The sequence below is a fragment of the Streptomyces sp. NPDC039462 genome (assembly GCF_055639375.1).
Genome location: NZ_JBVKAO010000001.1, coordinates 596,424 through 615,539 on the forward strand (window position 1 = coordinate 596,424; position 19,116 = coordinate 615,539).

Below are 19,116 nucleotides of genomic sequence, written 5' to 3' on the forward strand. Positions count from 1 at the left end.
CCCTAGCCGACGAGGGACGACGACAGGGTGGTGGTGATCGGCTCGTCCCTCGTGCCCAGCTTGAACTTGATCTGATACGCGACCGGCTCCAGGTCCGCCTTCTTCACCGTGGCGACCCAGTACGACACGTCGGTGCCGGGGTACACCTTCCGCACCGGCTCGCAGATCTCGCGGTCGATCACGATGTCCTCGATCGACACGTACGCCTCGCACTCCAACGCCAGGCAGTTCCACAGCAGTTGGTCGCCGCGCCGGACCTTCGTCCGGAGTTCCTCCGTGCCGAACCCGGTGGAACCCCCGGCCCGGTTCGTGTCGTACATGTACAGGTGGCCTTCCATGCTGCCGGCCGCCAGGGCGCCCACGCAGTCCACGACGGCGGTGATGGAGATCGGCCGCTTCACCGTGGTCTCCCGCGGCTTCGATTTGGTCGTCATCAGGTCCTCCTCCTCGTCCGGTGGGGGTCAGGCGCCGCGGGCCGGGTGCGAGGGCGGGATGGGGAGCTGGCCCAGACCCGCCTTGGTGAAGGCGTTGCGCCGCGGCTCGGAAGTGATCTTCAGGGCCGACGAGCACGTCAGGTTCACCGGCTCCCACCGGAGTTCGCCGTTGGCCTGGGACAGCTTGTGCAGCTGGATGCGCATCATGTACGAGTACGTCCCCGGGCGGGACGTGTCGACCGACGCCGACCAGTACCAGCCGTCGGTCACCATGTCCGGGGAGCCGTACTCCGCCGGATACATGATCTTCGCGTCCACGGCCTCGCCGTAGATGTCGGTGATCACCGGCGCCGGGGGACTGGCCGCCGCCGTGGCGTCCTCGGTGACGACCTGGCCCTGGACGTCGACGATCTTCTGCCCGGACAGCCGGCCCCGGGTGCGCCGGGTGGTCTTGACCCGGGTGCCCACGCTCCGCCGGATGCGGTTGAGCTCCGCGGCGGCGTCGGCGCTCGGCACCGTCGACTTGGCGGCGAGCTCCTGCAGTTCGGCCAGCGCCTGCTCGTCGGTCTGCCGCGCCCGCTCGGCCTCGTAGCCGCGCGGGACGGTCGGCGGGATGGAACCCAGGCTGTACGGCAGCCAGTTCAGGACCTGCTCGCTGGCCTGCGAGCCGTCCCGCCAGTAGGAGCCGTGGATCGCGGTCACGAGATCGCCGGTCCCCTGGTTCTCGGAGCCGTGCAGCTTCATGTTGTCGAACAGGTAGGTGTTGCCTTCGAGCGTGCTGGTGGCCAGCGCGTTGCCGACGTCCACGAGCACGATGATCGCCAACTGTTGGGGCATGATTCCGCCTTCGTCGTCGTTCCCGGCCTTGCCGTCGTGGTGCGGATCGCTACCGACACATCAACGCGGGAGAGTCGATGGTCATGACGCTGTTGGCGCCCTCGTACATCTGGAGTTCGAGGCGGTACTGGTAGGGCACGCCCGGGGTCATCCAGTGCGGCACCACTCCGGTCCACACGTCGAGGTCGAGCTTGTCGCCGTCGGATTCCTGCGAGGCGTGGGGCTGGTGGGGTTGAGGGGTTTGCTGGGTCTGGGGGGTCTGCGGGGTTTGGGGGGCCTGGGGGGCCTGGGCGCCCGTGGGGCCGGGGACGGCCGTGCCCATGCCGGGGGCGCTCGGCGTGGCGGTGGCGACGGCGGGCCCGCCGGGCGGGACGTGTCCCTGCTGTCCCTGCTGTCCGACGTACCCCTGCTGCCCCTGCCGGCCCTCGGCGGGCGCGAACGAGATGCTCTTGATCTCGACCGGGGTCTGCAGGTCGACGGCGAGCGCGGTCCAGGACACGACCTGGCCGGGCTTGACGACGGTGACGAGATTCGGCGTGCCCTGGTGGGTGCTGTCGAACGCGCTGTCGTCCACCATGCAGAGGTTGCCGTCGGACAACGACTTGATCGACAGCGCTCCGATGACGTCGACGACGGCGATAATGTTCACCTGCGACTTCATTCCGCTCCTGTTCATTCCACTCCCTGTTCTCGGGTGCCTAGCCGCGGTCCCGGACCAGCGGGACCTTTCCGACGGCGGTCCGCTCGATCTCGGCGGACAGCCGGGGCACGAACTTGAGCTGGAGGGTGTATCCGGTCCTCTCGATCGACGCGGCGTTCGCCTCGCCGTGGTTGAACAGCGACAGGGCGCGCGGCAGCGCGTTCACGAAGATTTGTTGGAGGCCGTAGGGGCCGAGCACCGTGTCGGCGCGGTAGGTCAGACCGAGCACGTCGTCGACCGCCGCGTACAGCGTGATCGTCCTGCCCTCCCGGTGGTTGACGAACTGGACGTCGTGCGCCACCGCGTCCAGGTCCACCACATCGGCCGCCTTCAGCTCGTCGCGCAGCGCGGCGTAGGCCCGCGCCGCCGAGTACTGGCTGTCGTTGAGGTGCAGTACGTCCCCGGTGCGTCCCGCGAACTCGAACTGCCGCGTCTTCAGGCCGGGTCCGTCCGTGCGGGGCCGGTGGATCATCCGGTCGCCGAGCTTCAGCCGCAGCAGCGGCGTCTCGTGCGCGTGCAGGCGGGTGACGACGAGCTCGCCCTCCTCGCCCTCGGGGACCTGGCGGCCCTCCTCGTCGACGATCTCGATGAAGTGCAGCCCCGGCACCGCGGAGAGCCAGGGCGACGCGGCGTCGAGCTGCAGGCCGATGGTCTCCGCCTGGGTGGCGGCGAAGTAGCTGAGGATCGCGAGGTTCGGATACAGCGCCTGCAGCTCCACCCGCTTGCGCTGCGGCAGCACTCCGCTGCCGTACAGGGCGACGCGGAAGCTGTCGCGGTACTCCTGGCGCATGCCCGCGCCGAGTTCGGCGAGGATCGCGATGCCCGCGGAGATGCCCATCAGGGCCTTTGGGCCGCGGTAGGAGAACATGTGCTCCAGGACGGGGGCGGTGACGGGGCCGGCGCCCACGTAGTTGACGCCTGGCACATGCTGGAGCACGCCGCCGACCATCGTGCCGCTGCTCCACATCTGGTAGTCCGCCAGCGTGGTGAAGAGCCACTTGGGGTCGGTGCCCGCGAGGTGCCGGGCGAGTTGGTAGGCCCCCATGAAGCGGCCCGCGATCTCGTACGTGTCCTTCAATTCGCGCAAGGCGTACACGACTTCGAGCGGCTTGCCGCCGCTGGTGCCGCCGCTGGCGACGATCTCGAACTCGCCGCGGGTGAGCGGCACGACCATGCCCGGCCGGGTGTCCATGAAGAAGTCGCGCTGGACGTCCTTGTCCGACAGCGGTATGCGCTGCCACTCCTCGTACGTCTGCGGTGCGTGCGTGATGCCGGCGCCCCGCAGCCGCTCCCGCCACAGCGGGTTGAGGAGCACGGTGTTCACCATCTGCTGGAGGCGGCGCAGCACGACCGCGTCCTGGATCTCGTGCGGGATCTCGCTGTACAGCGTCTGGCAGACCCGCTCGCACTCGCGCATCTTGCTCGCGAAGGAGGGGAGTACGGTGACGGCCTCGACGGATTCCGGCTGCAGCTCCCAGTCGGGGATGAGCCAGTTGGCCAGTTCGCGGGCGCCGCCGGGAGCCGGCGCGGGCAGTGGAACATGCGTTGCCTGTGGAGCGTGAGATGTACTCAACATCCGTCCCCTCTACGCTTTACCCGTTCCCTTTGCTGTGCCTTTTGCTGTTCCTTTTTCCGGGCACTTTTCAGCGACTGCTTCCGTTGCTTCTTCGCCGGTGAGCAGGTCCTGGGCCGTCCTTCTGATCTCGGAAAGCAGCATGCGGAAGTGCTCGCCGGTTATCCGGTGGTTCATCATGACCACGCGCAGCGCGGCCACTCCGTCGTCGTTCACCTTCGAGATGAAGAAGTTCCCCTCGAATTTGATGCGGTTCCTGATGGCGATCTGCAGGTGGTGCACGTCCTTCTTGTCGAGGCCGGGCGGGTGGTAGCGGAAGCAGAGGATGTTCGCTTCCGGGCGGTGCAGGGTCTCGAAGTCGGGGTCGGCCCGCAGGGTGTCGTGGGCCTCGCGCGTCAACTGGCAGAGGTACTCGATTTTCTCCGCGAAAAGGGCCCGTCCGTAAATGGCCCACAGCGCCCAAAGGGTCATGATCATCGGGCGCTTCGTGCACTCGAAGTTCTTTCCCCCGCTGTCGAACGCGGTGTAGACGTCCTGCTCCTCCTCGAAGACGTAGCTGGCCTTCTGCCGGAATGCGGAGAGCGCGGTCTCCTTGTTCCGGTAGAAGAGCATCGTGCAGGGCGCGGGCACGAACATCATCTTGTGCGCGTCCCAGGTCAGGGAGTCGGCCTGCTCGATCCCGCGGAGCCGGTCGCGGAGGGTGTCCGAGACGAGCAGGCTCGCGCCGTGCGCGCCGTCGACGTGCAGCCAGAGGTCCTTCTCGCGGGCCACCTCGGCGAGTTCGTCGAGCGGGTCGAAGGCGCCCACCGACGTGCTGCCCGCCGACGCGACGAGGCAGAACACCTTGAGGTTCTGCCGCTCGGCCGCCTCCAGGGTGGCGCGCACCTCGCTCGGGCAGATCTGCTGCTGTCGGTTGAGCGGCAGGCGTACGAGCTGGGCGTCGCCGATGCCGAGCACGCCGGCCGCCCGCGCCACGCTGTAGTGGACATCGGCGCCCACCGCGATGGCCGGCCTGGGCTGCCCGCGCACCGCGGAACCCCCCTGTGACCAGTACCCGGGCAGTTTCTCGTTCCTGGCCGCGAGCAGGGCCGTCAGGTTGGCCAGGGAGCCGCCCGACGTCGTGATCATGGTGAAGCCGTCCGGGTCCCACCCGATGAAGCGGTTCAGCTCCTCGGCCATGATCCGCTCCACGGCGCTGGGCAACTGGCCCGCCTCGTAGAACGAGGCCGGCTGGTTGACAACGGAGCTGACGAAGTCGATGACACCGGCGAGCGGTACGACGCCGGAGAACTGCCGCCCCATGTAGCCGGGGGAGTGCACCTGGATGCCCGTCCGGACGTACAGGTCGATGATCCCCGCCAGGCGCTCCTCGTCGAAGGCGGTGATCTTCTCGTGCTCGGTCGTCATGAGAGCTCTCGCGGCCCGGGACAGCGTCGCGGGCTCGATCAGCTCAAGGCCCCTGATCGACAGGTCCGACAGATGTTTCTCCAGCTTCGCGAGCGCGGTCTCCGAATGCTCCCGGAACTGCTGTGGATCAAAGGCTTCCAGCAACAGGCCGCTCCGGTCCGACAGTGAGCCCCTCCGTTCCGCTTCGGGATCGCTCGCGTGAGATTCCGTCACTAGGGTCCCCCCTTGGAAAGCCCCGTGTAACCCGACATGGATTGTTCCGGCGCGCGCCGGCCGGACAGGGGGCAGGTTTCATCGAGCGGCAGAGCGCGGAATTACCGACCGGCTGGTCAAACCGGACGGTAACTCTTTCCGGCGGCGCGCGTTCTGCGCCGGCCGCACGGATTCCCCCTCGAATGTGTCTGCGCAGCGGCCGTGTCTCCGGCATGGTCAGTGCCTGCCCCCACGGCAACAACCGTAGGCGGTTCGGATTCCACGATAAATCGAAAGTCCGGGGTCTGTCTGAAAGGGAGCGCGGACCACCTGATGGTTTGTCAATCAACTGTGGTCCCATGCGTAACCGGAGGCATCGGGAACTTCACGGCCGCTCCACCCTTTTCGGACACCATGCCGTGGGCATGTGCGCGGCAGATAGGCAGAAACGCAGGACCGGGGGCGGGTGCCGGGCGGTGCAAGACGTTTCCTGCCATTCTCCGCCCCGTCCACGGGGCCGCCCTCGCCCCGCCCGGGCGGCGTCCTGTTCGGGACGGGTACTCGCCGCTCCGTCACGGGGATCCGGCCACGGAAAACCGCCGGTGGACGGGAATATCGAACGGATCGGGGCCGAATACGCGGGGTGCGGTGACCGCACCGGCGGCAGTTTCGCCGGGGCGGCCACCGCTCCTCCCCCGTTTCCGAAGGGGCGTGCCGTGGCCAGCACGCCGCGTGGTCGTGGTGCGCCCGGTCAGGAGCTCGTGGCGTCCGACGGTGCGCAGCGGTACAGGGTCTGCTCGGGCGCCTTGGGGGCGGCTTCGTCCCGGGTGCCTCGGTCTCGTGAGTCGTCGCCGCCCGGTGCCCCGTACGCCCGCGGGTCGACCTCGGCGCAGGCCGACGCGATCCACGAGCTGATCTTCGACGTGTTCTTGCCCTGGTCGCTGACCAGCGCGAAGCGGATGTCGCCGGTGGCGACGAGTTCGCGGTACTCGGTGAGGGCGACGGACTCGGCGTGCAGCCCGGCGAGCGGCAGCACGGGGGCGCCTTCGGCGTAGATGTACGGGGCCGACGCTTCCCACGTCTCGGTGGACAGGGTGTACTTCGCGGCGCCGTCGCGTTCCTGGACGTAGCCGAGCAGCCTGCTCTGCGCGGGCGTCGGCGAGGTGCGGACGCTGACGTCGGCGGCGCGTATGGTGCGCTTCCCCGTCGCGATCCGGATGTCCTCGGCCGGTCCGGCGTGGGCGTCGACCACGGTCCCCGCGTACCGCTCGTTCAGTACGGACAGCGACCATGCCGTGGGCGCGGCGAACATCGCGACGCAGCCGACGAGCAGCCCGGCGCGTGCGGTCCCGCGGGTGGTTCCCCGCAGCGGGCCGAGCGCGACGACGGCACCGAGCGCGGCCACCACGACGAGCGGGACGAGCCAGGGGACGAAGTCGGTGTGCCGCGACGCCAGATGGACGGTCCAGGCGACCTCGATCACGATGACGGCAGGCAGGACCCAGGCGCGCGGCCCGCCGGCCGCGGCGCGGTGGGCGCGCCACAGGGCGACCGTCCCGGCGGCGGACAGGGCGACGAGCGGGGGCGCGAGGAGTGCCACGTAGGCGGTGTGGGGAAGGTTGCCGAGGGCGCTGAGCACCGCGGCCGCCGTGACGAGCCAGGTGCCCCACATCAGGTGGCCGGCGCGGCCCTGGTGGGTGCGGGCGGCCTTGCGGTGCCCCACGAGTCCGATCACCAGGGAGATCAGCGCGAGTGGATACAGCCAGCCGATCTGAGGTGTGAGGCGGGGGCTGCGGAGCAGCTTGAGCCACAGGTCGGCCTTGGACGGCGCCCCCCGTCCGGCCTCGGCGCCTGAGGGTGTGGCGCCGGCGGGCGTGGCGCCTGCCCGCCCGTTCCGGCCGCCGTCCTGGGACGACGGTGCGCCGGTGGCGCCGTTCGACGGTGCGCCGGACGGCCCTCCGGGACCGGCGTCGGCCGGGCCGCCGGGCGTTCCGGCCGACGGCGCGCCGGACGGCCCGGCCGACCGCCCCTCGGACGGCCCCGGGGCCCCGCCGCCCCGCTCCTTGCCCGCCCCGCCGGGTCCCGGCCCGCTGTCGGTCGGGGCGGGGTTGCGCATCTGGCCGCCGCTGCCCCAGAGCCCGTTGCTGCTGACGGGCGCCGCCCCGTCGACCAGCCCCGCGTGCAGCCGGTTGAAGCCGTTGTAGCCGAAGACCATCGCGGCCGCGCTGTTGCCGGTGGAGCCGTCCGCGTACGGGCGGTCGTCCTCCGGTGTGAAGGTCATCAGGGCCACCCAGGACAGCGACACCGAGAACATCACGACGCCCGCCACCGCCAGCTGGCCGATCCTGCGCCGCAGCCGGACCGGCGCCGCAACGAGATAGCCGACGAAGAGCGCGGGCACGATGATCCAGGCCTCCATCATCTTCGCCTGGAAGCCGAGCCCGACCCACAGGGCGCTCAGCAGCAGCGACCGCAGCCGGGCGGTGCCCACCGCCTTCTGGTACTGGTCGGCGGCGAGCACGAGGCACATGGTGAGCGAGCCGTCGAGCATGGCGTGGCCGAACATGGAGGCCAGCACGGGCGTCACCGTGAGCAGCCCCGCGGCGAGCAGCCCGGCGGCGGGCCCCTGCCAGCGGCGCACCATCCGGTACATCACCAGCACGGAGATCACACCCATGACGCACTGGGGCAGTGTCAGCGCCCAGTCGTGGAAGCCGAAGATCCGCGCCGAGAGCGCCTGCGGCCACAGGAAGCCGCCGATCTTGTCCAGGGTGAGCGTGGCGGACGGATCGAGGCTGGTGAACAGGAACGCCTCCCAGCTCACCGACATGCTGCGCGCGGCCACCGAGTAGTAGGGGGTGAAGCCGCTGCTCGTGATGTTCCAGGTGTAGAGCAGCGCGGCGAGCGCGGCGATGCCGAGGAGCGCGGGCCGCGCCCACCGGGGCTGGTCGGCGGGGGAGCGCCAGAACAGCAGCCGGCGCCGTGGCGACGGGCCCGGAGAGGGGCCGGCCGTCCCGGTCGCGGTCGTCGTGAGAGACGTCATGGCCATGCTTCTACCGGTACGGGGTTGTCCGGGGTCGGCCGCCGGGCACCGGACAACAAGCCCCGGACAACAAGCCCCGGGCAACGCGTGCGCCCCGGCGCCGTCCTGACGTCGCGTCAGCGCACGCACGCCCTGCGGGGCCACTCACCGCCCGGGGCGTTGAGGTAGCGGTCGCGTTCCTGCCGGGTCAGGTCCCTACGGAGCGAGCGGCAGATCCTGTCGATCGCCTCGTCGGCGTTGCGGAGCACGCCCCACAGGCGCAGTGTGCCGTCGTCGCCGCCGCTGGCGACGGTGTGTCCGTCCGGGCTGAACGTCACGGACCACACCGTGCCCTCGTGCCCGGCCAGCACGGAGTTCTGCAGCCCCGTGGCCGCGTCCCACAGCCGCACCATGCCGTCCCGGCCGCCCCCGGCGACGGTGCGCCCGTCCGGGCTGAACGCCACCGACTGCGCGCCGCGAAGCTTCCCCGTCAGGGTGACGCGGGTCTTGCCCGTGGCGGTGTCCCACAGCCGTACCGTGCCGTCCTCGCCGCCACCGGCGACGGTGCGCCCATCCGGGCTGAACGCCACAGTCCGCACGGGGGACTTGGCGCCCGTGCGGAACGATCGGGTCTCCCCGGTGGCGGCGTCCCACAGCCGAAGAGCCCCTTTGTCGCCGCCGATGGCGACGGTGTGCCCGTCGGCCCCGAACGCCACCGACCACACGGTGCCCGGCTGCCCCTCCGACACACCACGGGGTGCCCCGGTCGCCGCGTTCCACAGGCGTACGTTCCCGTCGTTACCGCCCCCGGCGACGGTCCGCCCGTCCGGGCTGAACGCCACCGACCGCACAGGCCCCTGATGTCCCGTCAGGATGCCGCGCGCATCACCGGTCGCCGCGTCCCACAGCCGTACGTTCCCGTCGTCGCCCCCACTGGCGACGGTGTCGCCGTCGGGACCGAACGCCACCGACCGCACCGGACCCCGATGCCCCCTCAGCACGTCCCGCACCCTGCCGTTGGCCGCGTCCCACAGCCGTACGGTTCCGTCGCGTGCGCCACCGGCCACCGTGCGCCCGTCCGGGCTGAACGCCACCGACCCGACGGGCCCCTGCCGTCCCGGCACCGCGATGCGCTCCTTGCCGGTGGCCACCGCCCACAGCCGCACCGTGCCGTCCCGGCCCCCGCTGACCACCGTGCCGCCGTCCGGGCTGAACGCCGCGGCGGACACCGTCCCCCGGTGCCCCGCCAGCACGGCGCGCAGCGCCCCGGTCGCCGCGTCCCACAGCCGAACGGTGCCGTCGTGCCCGCCGCTCAGCACCGTGCGCCGGTCGGGGCTGAACGCCACCGACTCGGCGTCCCGCCGGCGTTCGGCGAGCGCGCCGCGCTCCTTGCCGGTGGCCACCGCCCACACCCGTACCGTGCCGTCGCGTGCGCCGCCGGTCACCGTACGGCCGTCGGGGCTGAACGCCACCGACTCCACGGCGCTGTGCCGCCCGGTCTCCGTGACGCGCGTCCCGCCGGTCCTCGTGTTCCGCAGCCGTACGGTTCCGTCCCGCCCGCCGCTGGCCACGGTCCGCCCGTCCGGGCTGAACGCCAGGGCCGAGACCGCCCCCTGATGTCCCGTCGCCCCTCGACGGTCCTTGGCCGCGCGCCGCTCCTTGCCCGTGGCCACCGCCCACATCCGTACGCTGCCGTCCTGCCCGCCGCCCGCCACCGTGCGGCCGTCCGGACTGAACGCCACCGCCCCCACATCGCCCCGCCTCCCGGTGTCCATGGCGCGCGACGCCCCGGTGGCGGTGTTCCACAGCCGTACGGTCCCGTCGTCGCCACCGCCCGCGACCGCGTGCCCGTCCGGGCTGAACGCCACGGCCGACACCGGGCCCTGATGCCCCCTCAGCACCTTCAGGGTCTTGCCCGTCACCGTGTTCCACAGGCGTACGGTGCCGTCCCGGCCCCCGCTCGCCACGGTCCGCCCGTCGGCGCTGAACGCCACCGCCCGCACGTCGCCCCGGTGCCCGGTCATGCGCTGCTGGAGCGGGAGCGAGGCCGCGGCGAAGAGACCGGAGGTCGCCTCGGCGGTGGGGCGGACACGGTAGGCGTAGACAGCGAGGAGCGAGGCGAGGTCGGACTCCTCGGAGAGGAGCGCCGCCGACTGCGCCGCGAGCTGCCGGGAGAGGGCGCTGCGCTGCTCGGCGACGGCCTCCCGCCGGTGGCCCTCACTGGTCCGGTACTGGTCCCAGGCGAGCAGGCCGGAGAAGAGCGCGAGCACGAGCAGGACGGACAGGGCGAAGGTGAGCCGGCGCAACCGCCGCGTGGTGCGGGCGGCGGCAAGGCGCTCCCGGTCACGGGCCGCACCGCTCGCCGTGAGGAAGTCGCGTTCCAGCGTGGTCAGTCCGCTGTCGGGGGCCGCGAAGGAGTCCTCGGCGGCGTCGAGCCGCGTGCCGCGGTACAGCGCCCCCGGATCGCGGCGCTCCCGCTCCCACGCGGTCGCCGCGTCGCTCAGCCGCTGACGCAGCAGCAGCCTCGCTCGGTCCTCGTCGATCCACTGCCGCAGCCGTGGCCAGGCCTCAAGGAGGGCCTCGTGGGTGAGCTCGACCGTCTCCGTGTCCAGGGTGATCAGACGGGCCCCGGCCAGCGCGTCGAGGACCGTCTGCACGTCGGCCGGGTCGGTGCCGAGGGAGTCCAGATCGGCGCGGGCGAGGCGGCGCCGGGTGGCGTCGGTGCCCTCGCCGATCGCGACGAGGCGCAGCAGGAGGTCCCGGGCCAGCCGCCGCTGACCGCCGTCGAGCCCGGCGTGGACCGCCTCCGCGGTCTGGGCCAGGGCGTGCCGGATGCCGCCCGCGGCCTCGTACCCGGACAGGGCGAGCGTGCTGCCGCGGCGCCTGCGCCAGGTCTCGCGCAGCGCGTGGGAGACCAGCGGCAGGACCGTGGCGCGGCCGGTGGCGTCGGCGATCACGCGGGCGAGTAGCGCCCCCTCGACGGTGCAGCCCGCCCGCGCGGCGGGCCGGCTGATGGCGCGGCGCAGCTCGTCGGTGGTCATCGGCCCCACCAGCAACTGGGCGTCGCGCAACGCCTCGACGAGGTCCGGGTGGCGCGCGCAGCGTGCGTAGAAGTCGGCGCGTACGCCCAGTACGACGCGGGTGCGGCTGTTGGGCGCACGGACCGCCGTGAGCAGCGCGGTGATGAACCGCGTACGCTCCCGGGCGTCGGAGCAGAGCGTGAAGACCTCCTCGAACTGGTCGACGACCAGCAGGAGTTCGGCCTCCGGCGGTCGGCCGGCCAGGGCCTTCAGCACGGTCAGGTGCAGGGCCCGCGGATCCGTCGCGAGGTCCCTGCGCAGAACGGTCGCCGAGCCGTCGGTGGCGGCGGCGAGCCGCGCGGCGCACTCCTCCAGAGGGTGGGCGCCGGGTGCGAACAGGACGGTGACCCACCCGGCCCCGGCCCCCGAGTCGCCGCCGGTGTCCCCGCGGACGCGGGGCAGCAGCCCGGCCCGCAGCAGCGACGACTTCCCCGACCCGGAGGCACCGAACACGGCCAGGAAGCGCCGGGAGCGCACCCGTTCGACCAGGTCGTCGGTCAGCTGCTCCCGCCCGAAGAACCAGGCGGCGTCCTCCGGCTGGAACGCGGCGAGCCCCACATAAGGACCGCGCTGGTCGCGGCCCCCTGCGCCGGGTGCCTCGTCCGCGCGGTCCGCGGCCGCGAGCCGGGCACCGAGCGCCCGCCACCGGTCCTCCCAGGCGGCCACGTCTCCGCCGCAGGCCCGCACATAGGCGAGCGTGACGGGCAGGCTGGGCAGTCTGCGGCCGCTTGCCGCGTCGGCCAGCGTCGTCGAGGAGTAGTGGGCGTCGCGGGCCAGCCTGCGGTACGGCGGACTGCCCGCCTTCTCCCGCAACCGCCGCAGGTCGGCGGCGAACTCGGTCAGCATGCCACCGTCGTCCTCCAGCGGACGCTCACCCCGCGGCACCGCCATCACCCCCGCCCCTCATTGTCCGGCCCGGCCGCCCGCAGCCGAGCCACCGGAACCGGACAATCCACCGACCGCTCAGCTCGACGGAGGCCCTGCCGCCCCCTGTTCCCGGGCGGACGTCACGGAGCAGGAGCGACGCCCGTCAGGAAGCCCCGTCGACGACGAAGCTGGTGACCGACTCGGCCGGCACGGTGAACGTGGCGCGTCCGTCCGCGACCGGTACGGGGTCCCGCTTCTGGAGCGCTCCGCCCGCGCTGGTGACGATCGGGGTCATGGTGGCGTCCGGCGCCACGTGGTCGAACTTCGAGAGGTCCACCGTCACGGCCCGTTCCTGACCGGTGGAGTTGACGTGGACGACGGTGGCGCCCTTCCCGTCGGCGCTCACCGCCGCGGCGCTGGAGGTGTCGTTTACCGTGACGAGGCGGTCGCCCGGCCGGATGGTGTGGGTGAAGTTGCGGGCGGTGTCGAACTTGGTGTTGGTCCTGATGGGGCAGGTCTTCAGGGTGTCCTTGGCGGTGCAGTCGAAGGGGAGCTGGATGCTGCCCCAGTTGCCGCCCTTCGCGCTCTCCCCGCCGGGCTTCATGTTGTTGTAGTCCTCGACGGGCTGCCAGAACACCCAGGCCGAGGGCTCCAGTTCGCGCAGGTCGTCGACCATGTGCTGGGCCAGGCCGAGGCCGGACTTCATGTCGGTGAAGTCCTGCCCGTCCGGATCCCACTCCCCTTCGACCTCGCTCATCCACAGCGGCTTCTTCGCCGCCTTCGCCAAGTCCCGTACGAGGGTGCGGTCCCGGGTGCCGTACGTGTGGACGTTGAGCTGGTCGACGAGGTCGCGGACCTCGGCGGGGTAGGCGTTCCAGTTCTGGGCGAACAGGGTGGGGTTGGTCTCGTCCATCGCCGAGATCTTCGCGTCCGTACGGGACTTCGCCAGCGCCGGGGCGAGCGCGCGGATCACCTTCTGCTGGAGTCCGGGGCCCATGTGCGCCCCCTCCTGCCGCCCGCCGACGGGCCGGCCGTCGGGGCCGAGGCGGGTGCTCCAGTAGGTGGTGTTGGGCTCGTTGAAGGGGTCGATCGTGTCGACCTCGATCCCGTGTGCCTTCTCCAGGCGTTCGGTCGCGCCCGTGAGATAGGCGGCGAAGTCGTCGACGGACTCGGTCTTGAGCTGGTCCTCCGTGGCGTCGAAGCCCCCGGAGACGTATCCGCTCTTCGTCATGAACCAGGGCGGTGAGTTGCTGAACGTCTCCCAGTGGTCGATCTCGCCCTTGATGCGGTCGACCCACCACCGCTGTGTCCTGTCGGCGCGGCGGTTCCAGTCGCCGGGATCGTCCGGGTCCCACCAGCCGGTGTCCTCGCGGGTGGTGCCCGCCGGCGCCTTCCACCAGCCCTGGACGGCTCCGCCGGGCCGGAGGTAGTCCTTGACGTCGGGGGCGTTGCCGCCGCCGATGTTGTAGCGGGCGATGTTGAGCCCGAGCCCGCTGTCGCCGAAGACGAGGGCGGCGAGCTTCTCGCGGATCTCGGCCGGGTAGCCGCCGGTGGCGTTGGCGAACCAGACCAGACTGGTGCCCCAGCCCTCGAAATCCTCCTGGGCCAGGGCGGGGTCGGGCCGGACGGTGACGGCCGCGGCGGTGCCGTCCTCCGTCGCGGCGGCGGGCCGGGGCGGGGCCGCGCCGAGAGCGGCCGTGGTGACCAGGGCGGTGGCGCCGAGGGCCGTGAGCAGCCGCGTACGCCGTGTGCGGTGTGCCATTGCGTTCCCTTCCGGGGCGGGATCGGATTCCGTGCACGTCAGCCGGTGTGGTCCTTCAGGGGGTCACCGGGCCGAGGTCGGGGGCCGTCACCAGGTGGGCCCGGGTGCCGGTGGTGGCCTGCAGCTCCAGGAGGACGAGGTCGTTGCCGCCGGGGCGCAGGACGGGCGCGGGGACGTACAGGGTGCGCTGCGGCCCGCGGTTCCAGTAGCGGCCGAGGTGGAAGCCGTTGACCCAGGCCTGGCCCTTGGTCCAGCCGGGCAGCGAGAGGAAGGTGTCGGCCGGGGTGGTGACATCGAAGGTGCCGTGGTGGAAGGCGGGCACCGAGTCGCCGGCCGCCCTGGAGGGGGTGAAGGGCACCGCGTCCAGGTCGTCGAGGGGCAGGGGGTGGCAGTCCCAGCCGCGCAGCACGGTGCCGTTGAGGCAGACCGGGCCGAGCAGGCCCTTCGGGGCGCCGATCCGGGGGCCGTAGTTGACCCCGCCCATGTTCTCCACGAGCACGTCGAGGGCCGCACCGGCGCGCGGCACCCGGACGGGCAGGCTCTCCTCGTGCCGCTCGCGTTCCAGTACGCCGACGGGCGCGCCGTCCAGGAAGACCTGGGCGCGGTCGCCGACACCGCCGGAGAAGTGCAGCAGCCCGTCGCCCGCCGCGGGCAGGGTGGTGCGGTAGAGCACGTACCCGGCCCGCAGCCCGAGCTCGTCCATCGTCACCGGCAGGTCCGCGCGTACGGGCTCGGCCAGGGCGCGCGCGTACGGCAGGAGCGGCGCACGGCGCGTCAACTCGACGATGGCGGGCGGGAGTTTCGGGGCGGGCGCCGGGGCGGGCTCGGCTGGCACCGGCGCGTGGCGGGCGATGACCTCCCGGAAGGCGTGGTACTTCGGGCCGGGGTCGCCGGACTCGGTGAGCGGGGCGTCGTAGTCGTAGGAGGTGACGATGGGGGAGTAGGCGTGGTCGTGGTTGGCGCCGTTGGTGAACGCGAAGTTGGTGCCGCCGTGGAACATGTAGATGTTGACCGAGGCGCCCGCCGAGAGCAGTGCGTCGAGGTCGGCGGCGGCGTCGGCCGCGTCCCGCACGTGGTGCGGCTCGCCCCAGTGGTCGAACCAGCCGATCCAGAACTCCGCGCACATCAGCGGCCCTTCGGGCTGGTGCTCGCGGAGGCGGGCCAGGGACGGTGTGACGCGGCTGCCGAAGGTGCCGGTGGCGAGCGCGCCGGGCAGGGTGCCGGCCGCCAGGTGCTCGGCGTCGGTCTGGTCGCAGGTGAACAGCAGCTCCTCGACGCCGCGCGAGCGCAGGGCCAGTTCCAGGTGCTTCAGGTACGCGGAGTCGTTGCCGTAGGCCCCGTACTCGTTCTCGACCTGTACGGCGACGACGGGGCCGCCGGACGCCGCCATGTGCGGCAGGAGCGCGGGGAGCAGCAGGTCGAGGTAGCGGTCGAACGCGTCCGTGAACCGGGGGTCGCTGCTGCGGAGCCCGATGTCCGGGTCCGCGGTGAGCCACGCGGGCAGTCCGCCGCCGTCCCACTCGGCGCAGATGTAGGGACCGGGCCGCAGGAGGACGTGCAGGCCCTCGGCCTTGGCCAGCCGCAGATAGCCCGGCAGGTCGAGGAGGCCGTCGAGGACGACGGGGCCGTCCGGGTCGGGCTGGTGGAGGTTCCACGGGACGTACGTCTCGACGGTGTTGAGGCCCATCAGGCGCGCCTTGCGGAGCCGGTCGGCCCACTGGCCGGGGTGCACGCGGAAGTAGTGCATCGCGCCGGAGACGATCCGGAACGGCTCGCCGTTCAGCAGGAAACCGTCGGACGTCGTGGTCAGTGCGGGCATGCGGGATCTTTCCTTCGACTACGGGCGACTACGGGGAAGTTCGTGAAGGCCTGAGCGAGGGGGGCGGATGCGGAGGGCTATTCCTTGACGCTGCCCGCGGCCAGGCCGGACCGCCAGTACCTCTGGAGCAGCAGGAACGCGGCGATGAGCGGCAGGACGGTGATCAGCGATCCGGTGATGACCAGGTGGAAGACGGGCCGGCCGCCGGCCGTCGCCGCCTGCGCGTTCCAGGCGTTGAGGCCGAGGGGCAGCGGATACCAGTCCGGGTCCTTGATCATGATGAGCGGCAGGAAGTAGTTGTTCCACGTGTGCACCATCGTGAAGAGCAGGACCGTCACGATGCCGGGCGCCAGCTGCGGCAGACACACCTGGCAGAAGACGCGCAGCTCTCCCGCGCCGTCCACGCGGGCGGCCTCCATCAGCTCGGTCGGAATGGCCTCGGTGGCGAAGACCCACATCAGATAGAGGCCGAACGGCGAGATGAGGGACGGGATGACGACCGCCCACGGCGTGTTGGTCAGGCCCATCTCGCTGAACATCAGGAAGGTGGGGATCGCGAGGGCGGTGCCGGGCACGGCGACCGCGCCGATGACGACCGCGAAGACCGCGCGCTTGCCGGGGAAGGCGAACTTGGCGAGGGCGTACCCGCCGAGGACCGCGAGGACGGTGGCGCCGCCCGCGCCGAGCACCACGTACAGCAGGGTGTTGAGGAGCCAGCGGGTGAAGACGCCGTCGTCGTAGGTGAACGTCTCGGTGATGTTGTCCCACAGCGCGAAGTCGCCGCCGAACCACAGGCCGAAGGACGAGGCCAGGCCCTTCTGCGTCTTGGTGGCGCTGATCACCAGCCACACCAGCGGCAGCAGCGAATAGACCACGACGAGCCCGGTGAGCGCGGTCAGCAGCACACTGCGGCGGGGCCGGGCGACGCTGTGCCGCGGCCGGGAGCGCAGCCGGGGGGCGGGCGGCGCGCCGCGCGGGTGACGGGCGGGCGCGGCCTTGGAGGGGAGGGTGGCGGGGCTGCCCATGGGTCACGCTGCCTTTCGCATGCCGCGCAGCTGGACGACGTAGGCGACCACCATGGTGATCAGGCCCATGACGATGGCGACGGTCGCGGCGTAGTTCTGCTGCTGCCCGTTGAACGACAGCGAGTAGGTGTAGAGGTTGGGGGTGTACGAGGTGGTGATGGCGTTCGGCGCCAGGTTCTGCAGGATGCTCGGCTCGTTGAAGAGCTGGAAGCTGCCGATGATCGAGAAGATGGTGGCGATGGCCAACGCGCCCCGGATGGCGGGCAGTTTGATGGCGGTGATGACGCGGAGCTGCCCGGCGCCGTCGATCTCCGCGGCCTCGTACAGCGAGTGCGGGATGACGCGCAGCGCGGAGTAGAAGATGAGCATGTTGTAGCCCGCGAACTCCCACGTCACGATGTTGCCGATGGACGCGAGGACGAGGTCCGGCGAGAGCGGGTCGGGCAGGGTGCTGTCCAGGGCGTCGTTGAGGTCGCCGACCAGGCCGAACCGGGTGCCGTAGAGGAAGCCCCACATGAGGGCGGCGACCACCGCCGGCACGGCGTACGGCAGGAATATGGCGATCCGGAAGAAGCTCTTGCCGTACAGCCTGCCGCTGTCCAGCGCCAGCGCCACCAGCAGCGCGAGGCCCAGCATCACCGGGACCTGCACGGCGAGGAAGAGACCCACCCGGCCGATGCCCTCCCAGAACTCCCGGTCCTGCAAGGCGCGTTGGTAGTTGTCCAGGCCCACGAAGGAGGTGCCGCCGATCAGCCGGTCCTGGAAGAGGCTCAGATAGACCGAGTAGGCGATGGGGGCGAGGAAGACCAGCGCGAAGACGAGGGCGAACGGGCCGATGAACCCCCAGCCGGTCCAGGACCGTCGCGTGTTGCGTACGGTGAGCGTCTGTCGCGCGGGGGCCGGGCCCGCGGCCGCGGAGTGCAGAGTTGCCATGGTGTGTGGTGTGTCCTCGGTTGGGCCGGGCGTGGGCTACTTGACGGTGAAGCCCTGCTCCTTGCCGTACTCGACCGACGCGTCCTGCCAGGACTTCAGGCCCTGCCGCAGGGTGGTGCCGCTGACGTACGCCTTGCCGACGGTGTCGTTGAAGACGCTGTTCGCGTACACCTGGTAGGGCAGGTAGGACCAGCCGGGCACGACCTGCTTCGCCGACTCGGCGAGGACCTGGTTGATCCGCTGGCCGCCGAAGTACGCGACCTTCTTGTTCCGGAAGGCCCGGGAGCCGAGGTGCTCGGTGGTGGCGGGGAACGTGCCCTGGTCGATGCGCGTCCGCACACCCGCCCCGACGGTGGCGTACTCGAGGAAGGCGTACGCGAGCGCCTTCTGGTCGCAGGCCTGCGTGATGGCCAGCGAACTTCCGCCGTTCTCGGCGGACTTGGCGGCGCCGCGCTCCCACTGGGGCATGGGTGCCACGCGCCACTTGCCCGCCGCGGCCTTGACCCCGGACTGCAGGCTGGACGGCATCCACGCGCCGATGACCAGGGTGGCGATGGTGCCGTCACCGAGGCCCTTGTACCACTCGTCGCTCCAGGACGTGACGGGCGCGAGGAGCTTGTCGTCGATGAGCCGCTGCCAGGAGGCGGCGAACTTCTCGCTGCCCGCGTCGGTGAAGTCCACGCCGACGTCGGTGCCGTCGACCGTGTAGGGCTTGCCGCCCGCCTGCCAGATCATGCTGGTGGTGAAGCCCGCGTCGCCCGTGTCGTTGGTGATGTACGCCTTGGGATCAGCGGCGTGCAGCTTCTCGGCGGCGGCGAAGTACTCCTCCCAGGTCTCCGGCACCTTGATCCTGTGCTTGTCGAAGACTTCCTTGTTGTAGAACAAGGCCATCGGGCCGGAGTCCATCGGCAGCCCGTACACCCCGTCGGTCCCGGCGCGCACCGCGGCCCAGGGACCGGGCGTGAAGGACCCCTTCAGCTTGTCGGCACCCAAGTCCGCGAGATTCGCCAGTGACTTGGCGAGGGTGAACTGCGGCAGCGCGTAGTACTCGATCATGGCGATGTCCGGGACGCCCTTGCCGGCCTTCACGGCGTTCTGGAGTGCCGTGTACTCGTCGGTGTTCGTACCGGCGTTGACCAGGTCGACCTTCACCTCGGGGTACTTGGCCATGAAGTCCTCGGTGACCTGCTTCATCGGCTCGTTCCAGGACCAGACGGTGAGGCTGCCGCCGGCCTTCAGCGCGGCCTTCAGGTCGGCGTCGGACAGCGGCTCGGCACCCGAGCCGCCCTCGTCGGACGAGCCGCAGGCACCCGCGGCCAGCGAGACCGACAGGGCGGCGCCCATCAGCAGGGCCTGACGCCGGGATATGGCCATGGTGGTGTTCCCTTTCGTACGCGTGCGCGGTGCGGAGGAGGGACGGGGGAGACGTGGTGGTTACGTAAACATGAGCCGGGCGAAGCAGCGG

The 19,116-nt window shown here is 71.4% G+C and carries 12 protein-coding genes; all 12 read right to left on the minus strand.

What is annotated here, in order from left to right; all coding sequences use genetic code 11:
* Positions 1-2: 2 nt before the first annotated feature.
* Positions 3-434, minus strand: a complete 432-nt coding sequence (locus ACZ7LU_RS02410; RefSeq protein ID WP_398309529.1) for a hypothetical protein — start codon at positions 432-434, stop codon at positions 3-5.
* A 27-nt stretch (positions 435-461) separates the two neighbouring features.
* A complete protein-coding gene (locus tag ACZ7LU_RS02415; RefSeq protein ID WP_471915419.1) occupies positions 462-1,271 on the minus strand; it encodes a hypothetical protein in 810 nt (269 codons plus the stop codon).
* 49 nt (positions 1,272-1,320) lie between these two features.
* Positions 1,321-1,920, minus strand: coding sequence for a hypothetical protein (locus ACZ7LU_RS02420; protein ID WP_471915420.1), 600 nt, complete (start codon positions 1,918-1,920; stop codon positions 1,321-1,323).
* A 49-nt stretch (positions 1,921-1,969) separates the two neighbouring features.
* On the minus strand, positions 1,970-3,547 hold the full coding sequence (locus ACZ7LU_RS02425) for a phenylacetate--CoA ligase family protein (protein ID WP_471915421.1): 1,578 nt from the start codon (positions 3,545-3,547) through the stop codon (positions 1,970-1,972).
* A gap of 9 nt (positions 3,548-3,556) precedes the next feature.
* A complete protein-coding gene (locus tag ACZ7LU_RS02430; RefSeq protein WP_471915422.1) occupies positions 3,557-5,164 on the minus strand; it encodes a pyridoxal phosphate-dependent decarboxylase family protein in 1,608 nt (535 codons plus the stop codon).
* 730 nt (positions 5,165-5,894) lie between these two features.
* Positions 5,895-8,186, minus strand: a complete 2,292-nt coding sequence (locus ACZ7LU_RS02435) for an ArnT family glycosyltransferase (protein ID WP_471915423.1) — start codon at positions 8,184-8,186, stop codon at positions 5,895-5,897.
* A 116-nt stretch (positions 8,187-8,302) separates the two neighbouring features.
* On the minus strand, positions 8,303-12,136 hold the full coding sequence (locus ACZ7LU_RS02440) for an NACHT and WD repeat domain-containing protein (protein WP_471915424.1): 3,834 nt from the start codon (positions 12,134-12,136) through the stop codon (positions 8,303-8,305).
* 139 nt (positions 12,137-12,275) lie between these two features.
* A complete protein-coding gene (locus ACZ7LU_RS02445; protein WP_471915425.1) occupies positions 12,276-13,874 on the minus strand; it encodes a glycoside hydrolase family 30 protein in 1,599 nt (532 codons plus the stop codon).
* Positions 13,875-13,929: 55 nt separating this feature from the next.
* A complete protein-coding gene (locus ACZ7LU_RS02450; RefSeq protein WP_471915426.1) occupies positions 13,930-15,693 on the minus strand; it encodes a beta-galactosidase in 1,764 nt (587 codons plus the stop codon).
* Between the two features lie 77 nt (positions 15,694-15,770).
* Positions 15,771-16,718 (minus strand): carbohydrate ABC transporter permease, encoded by a 948-nt coding sequence (locus ACZ7LU_RS02455; RefSeq protein ID WP_471915427.1) that lies wholly within the window; start codon positions 16,716-16,718, stop codon positions 15,771-15,773.
* 3 nt (positions 16,719-16,721) lie between these two features.
* Positions 16,722-17,651 (minus strand): carbohydrate ABC transporter permease, encoded by a 930-nt coding sequence (locus ACZ7LU_RS02460; protein ID WP_471915428.1) that lies wholly within the window; start codon positions 17,649-17,651, stop codon positions 16,722-16,724.
* Positions 17,652-17,687: 36 nt separating this feature from the next.
* Positions 17,688-19,025, minus strand: a complete 1,338-nt coding sequence (locus ACZ7LU_RS02465; RefSeq protein ID WP_471915429.1) for an ABC transporter substrate-binding protein — start codon at positions 19,023-19,025, stop codon at positions 17,688-17,690.
* Positions 19,026-19,116 lie beyond the last annotated feature (91 nt).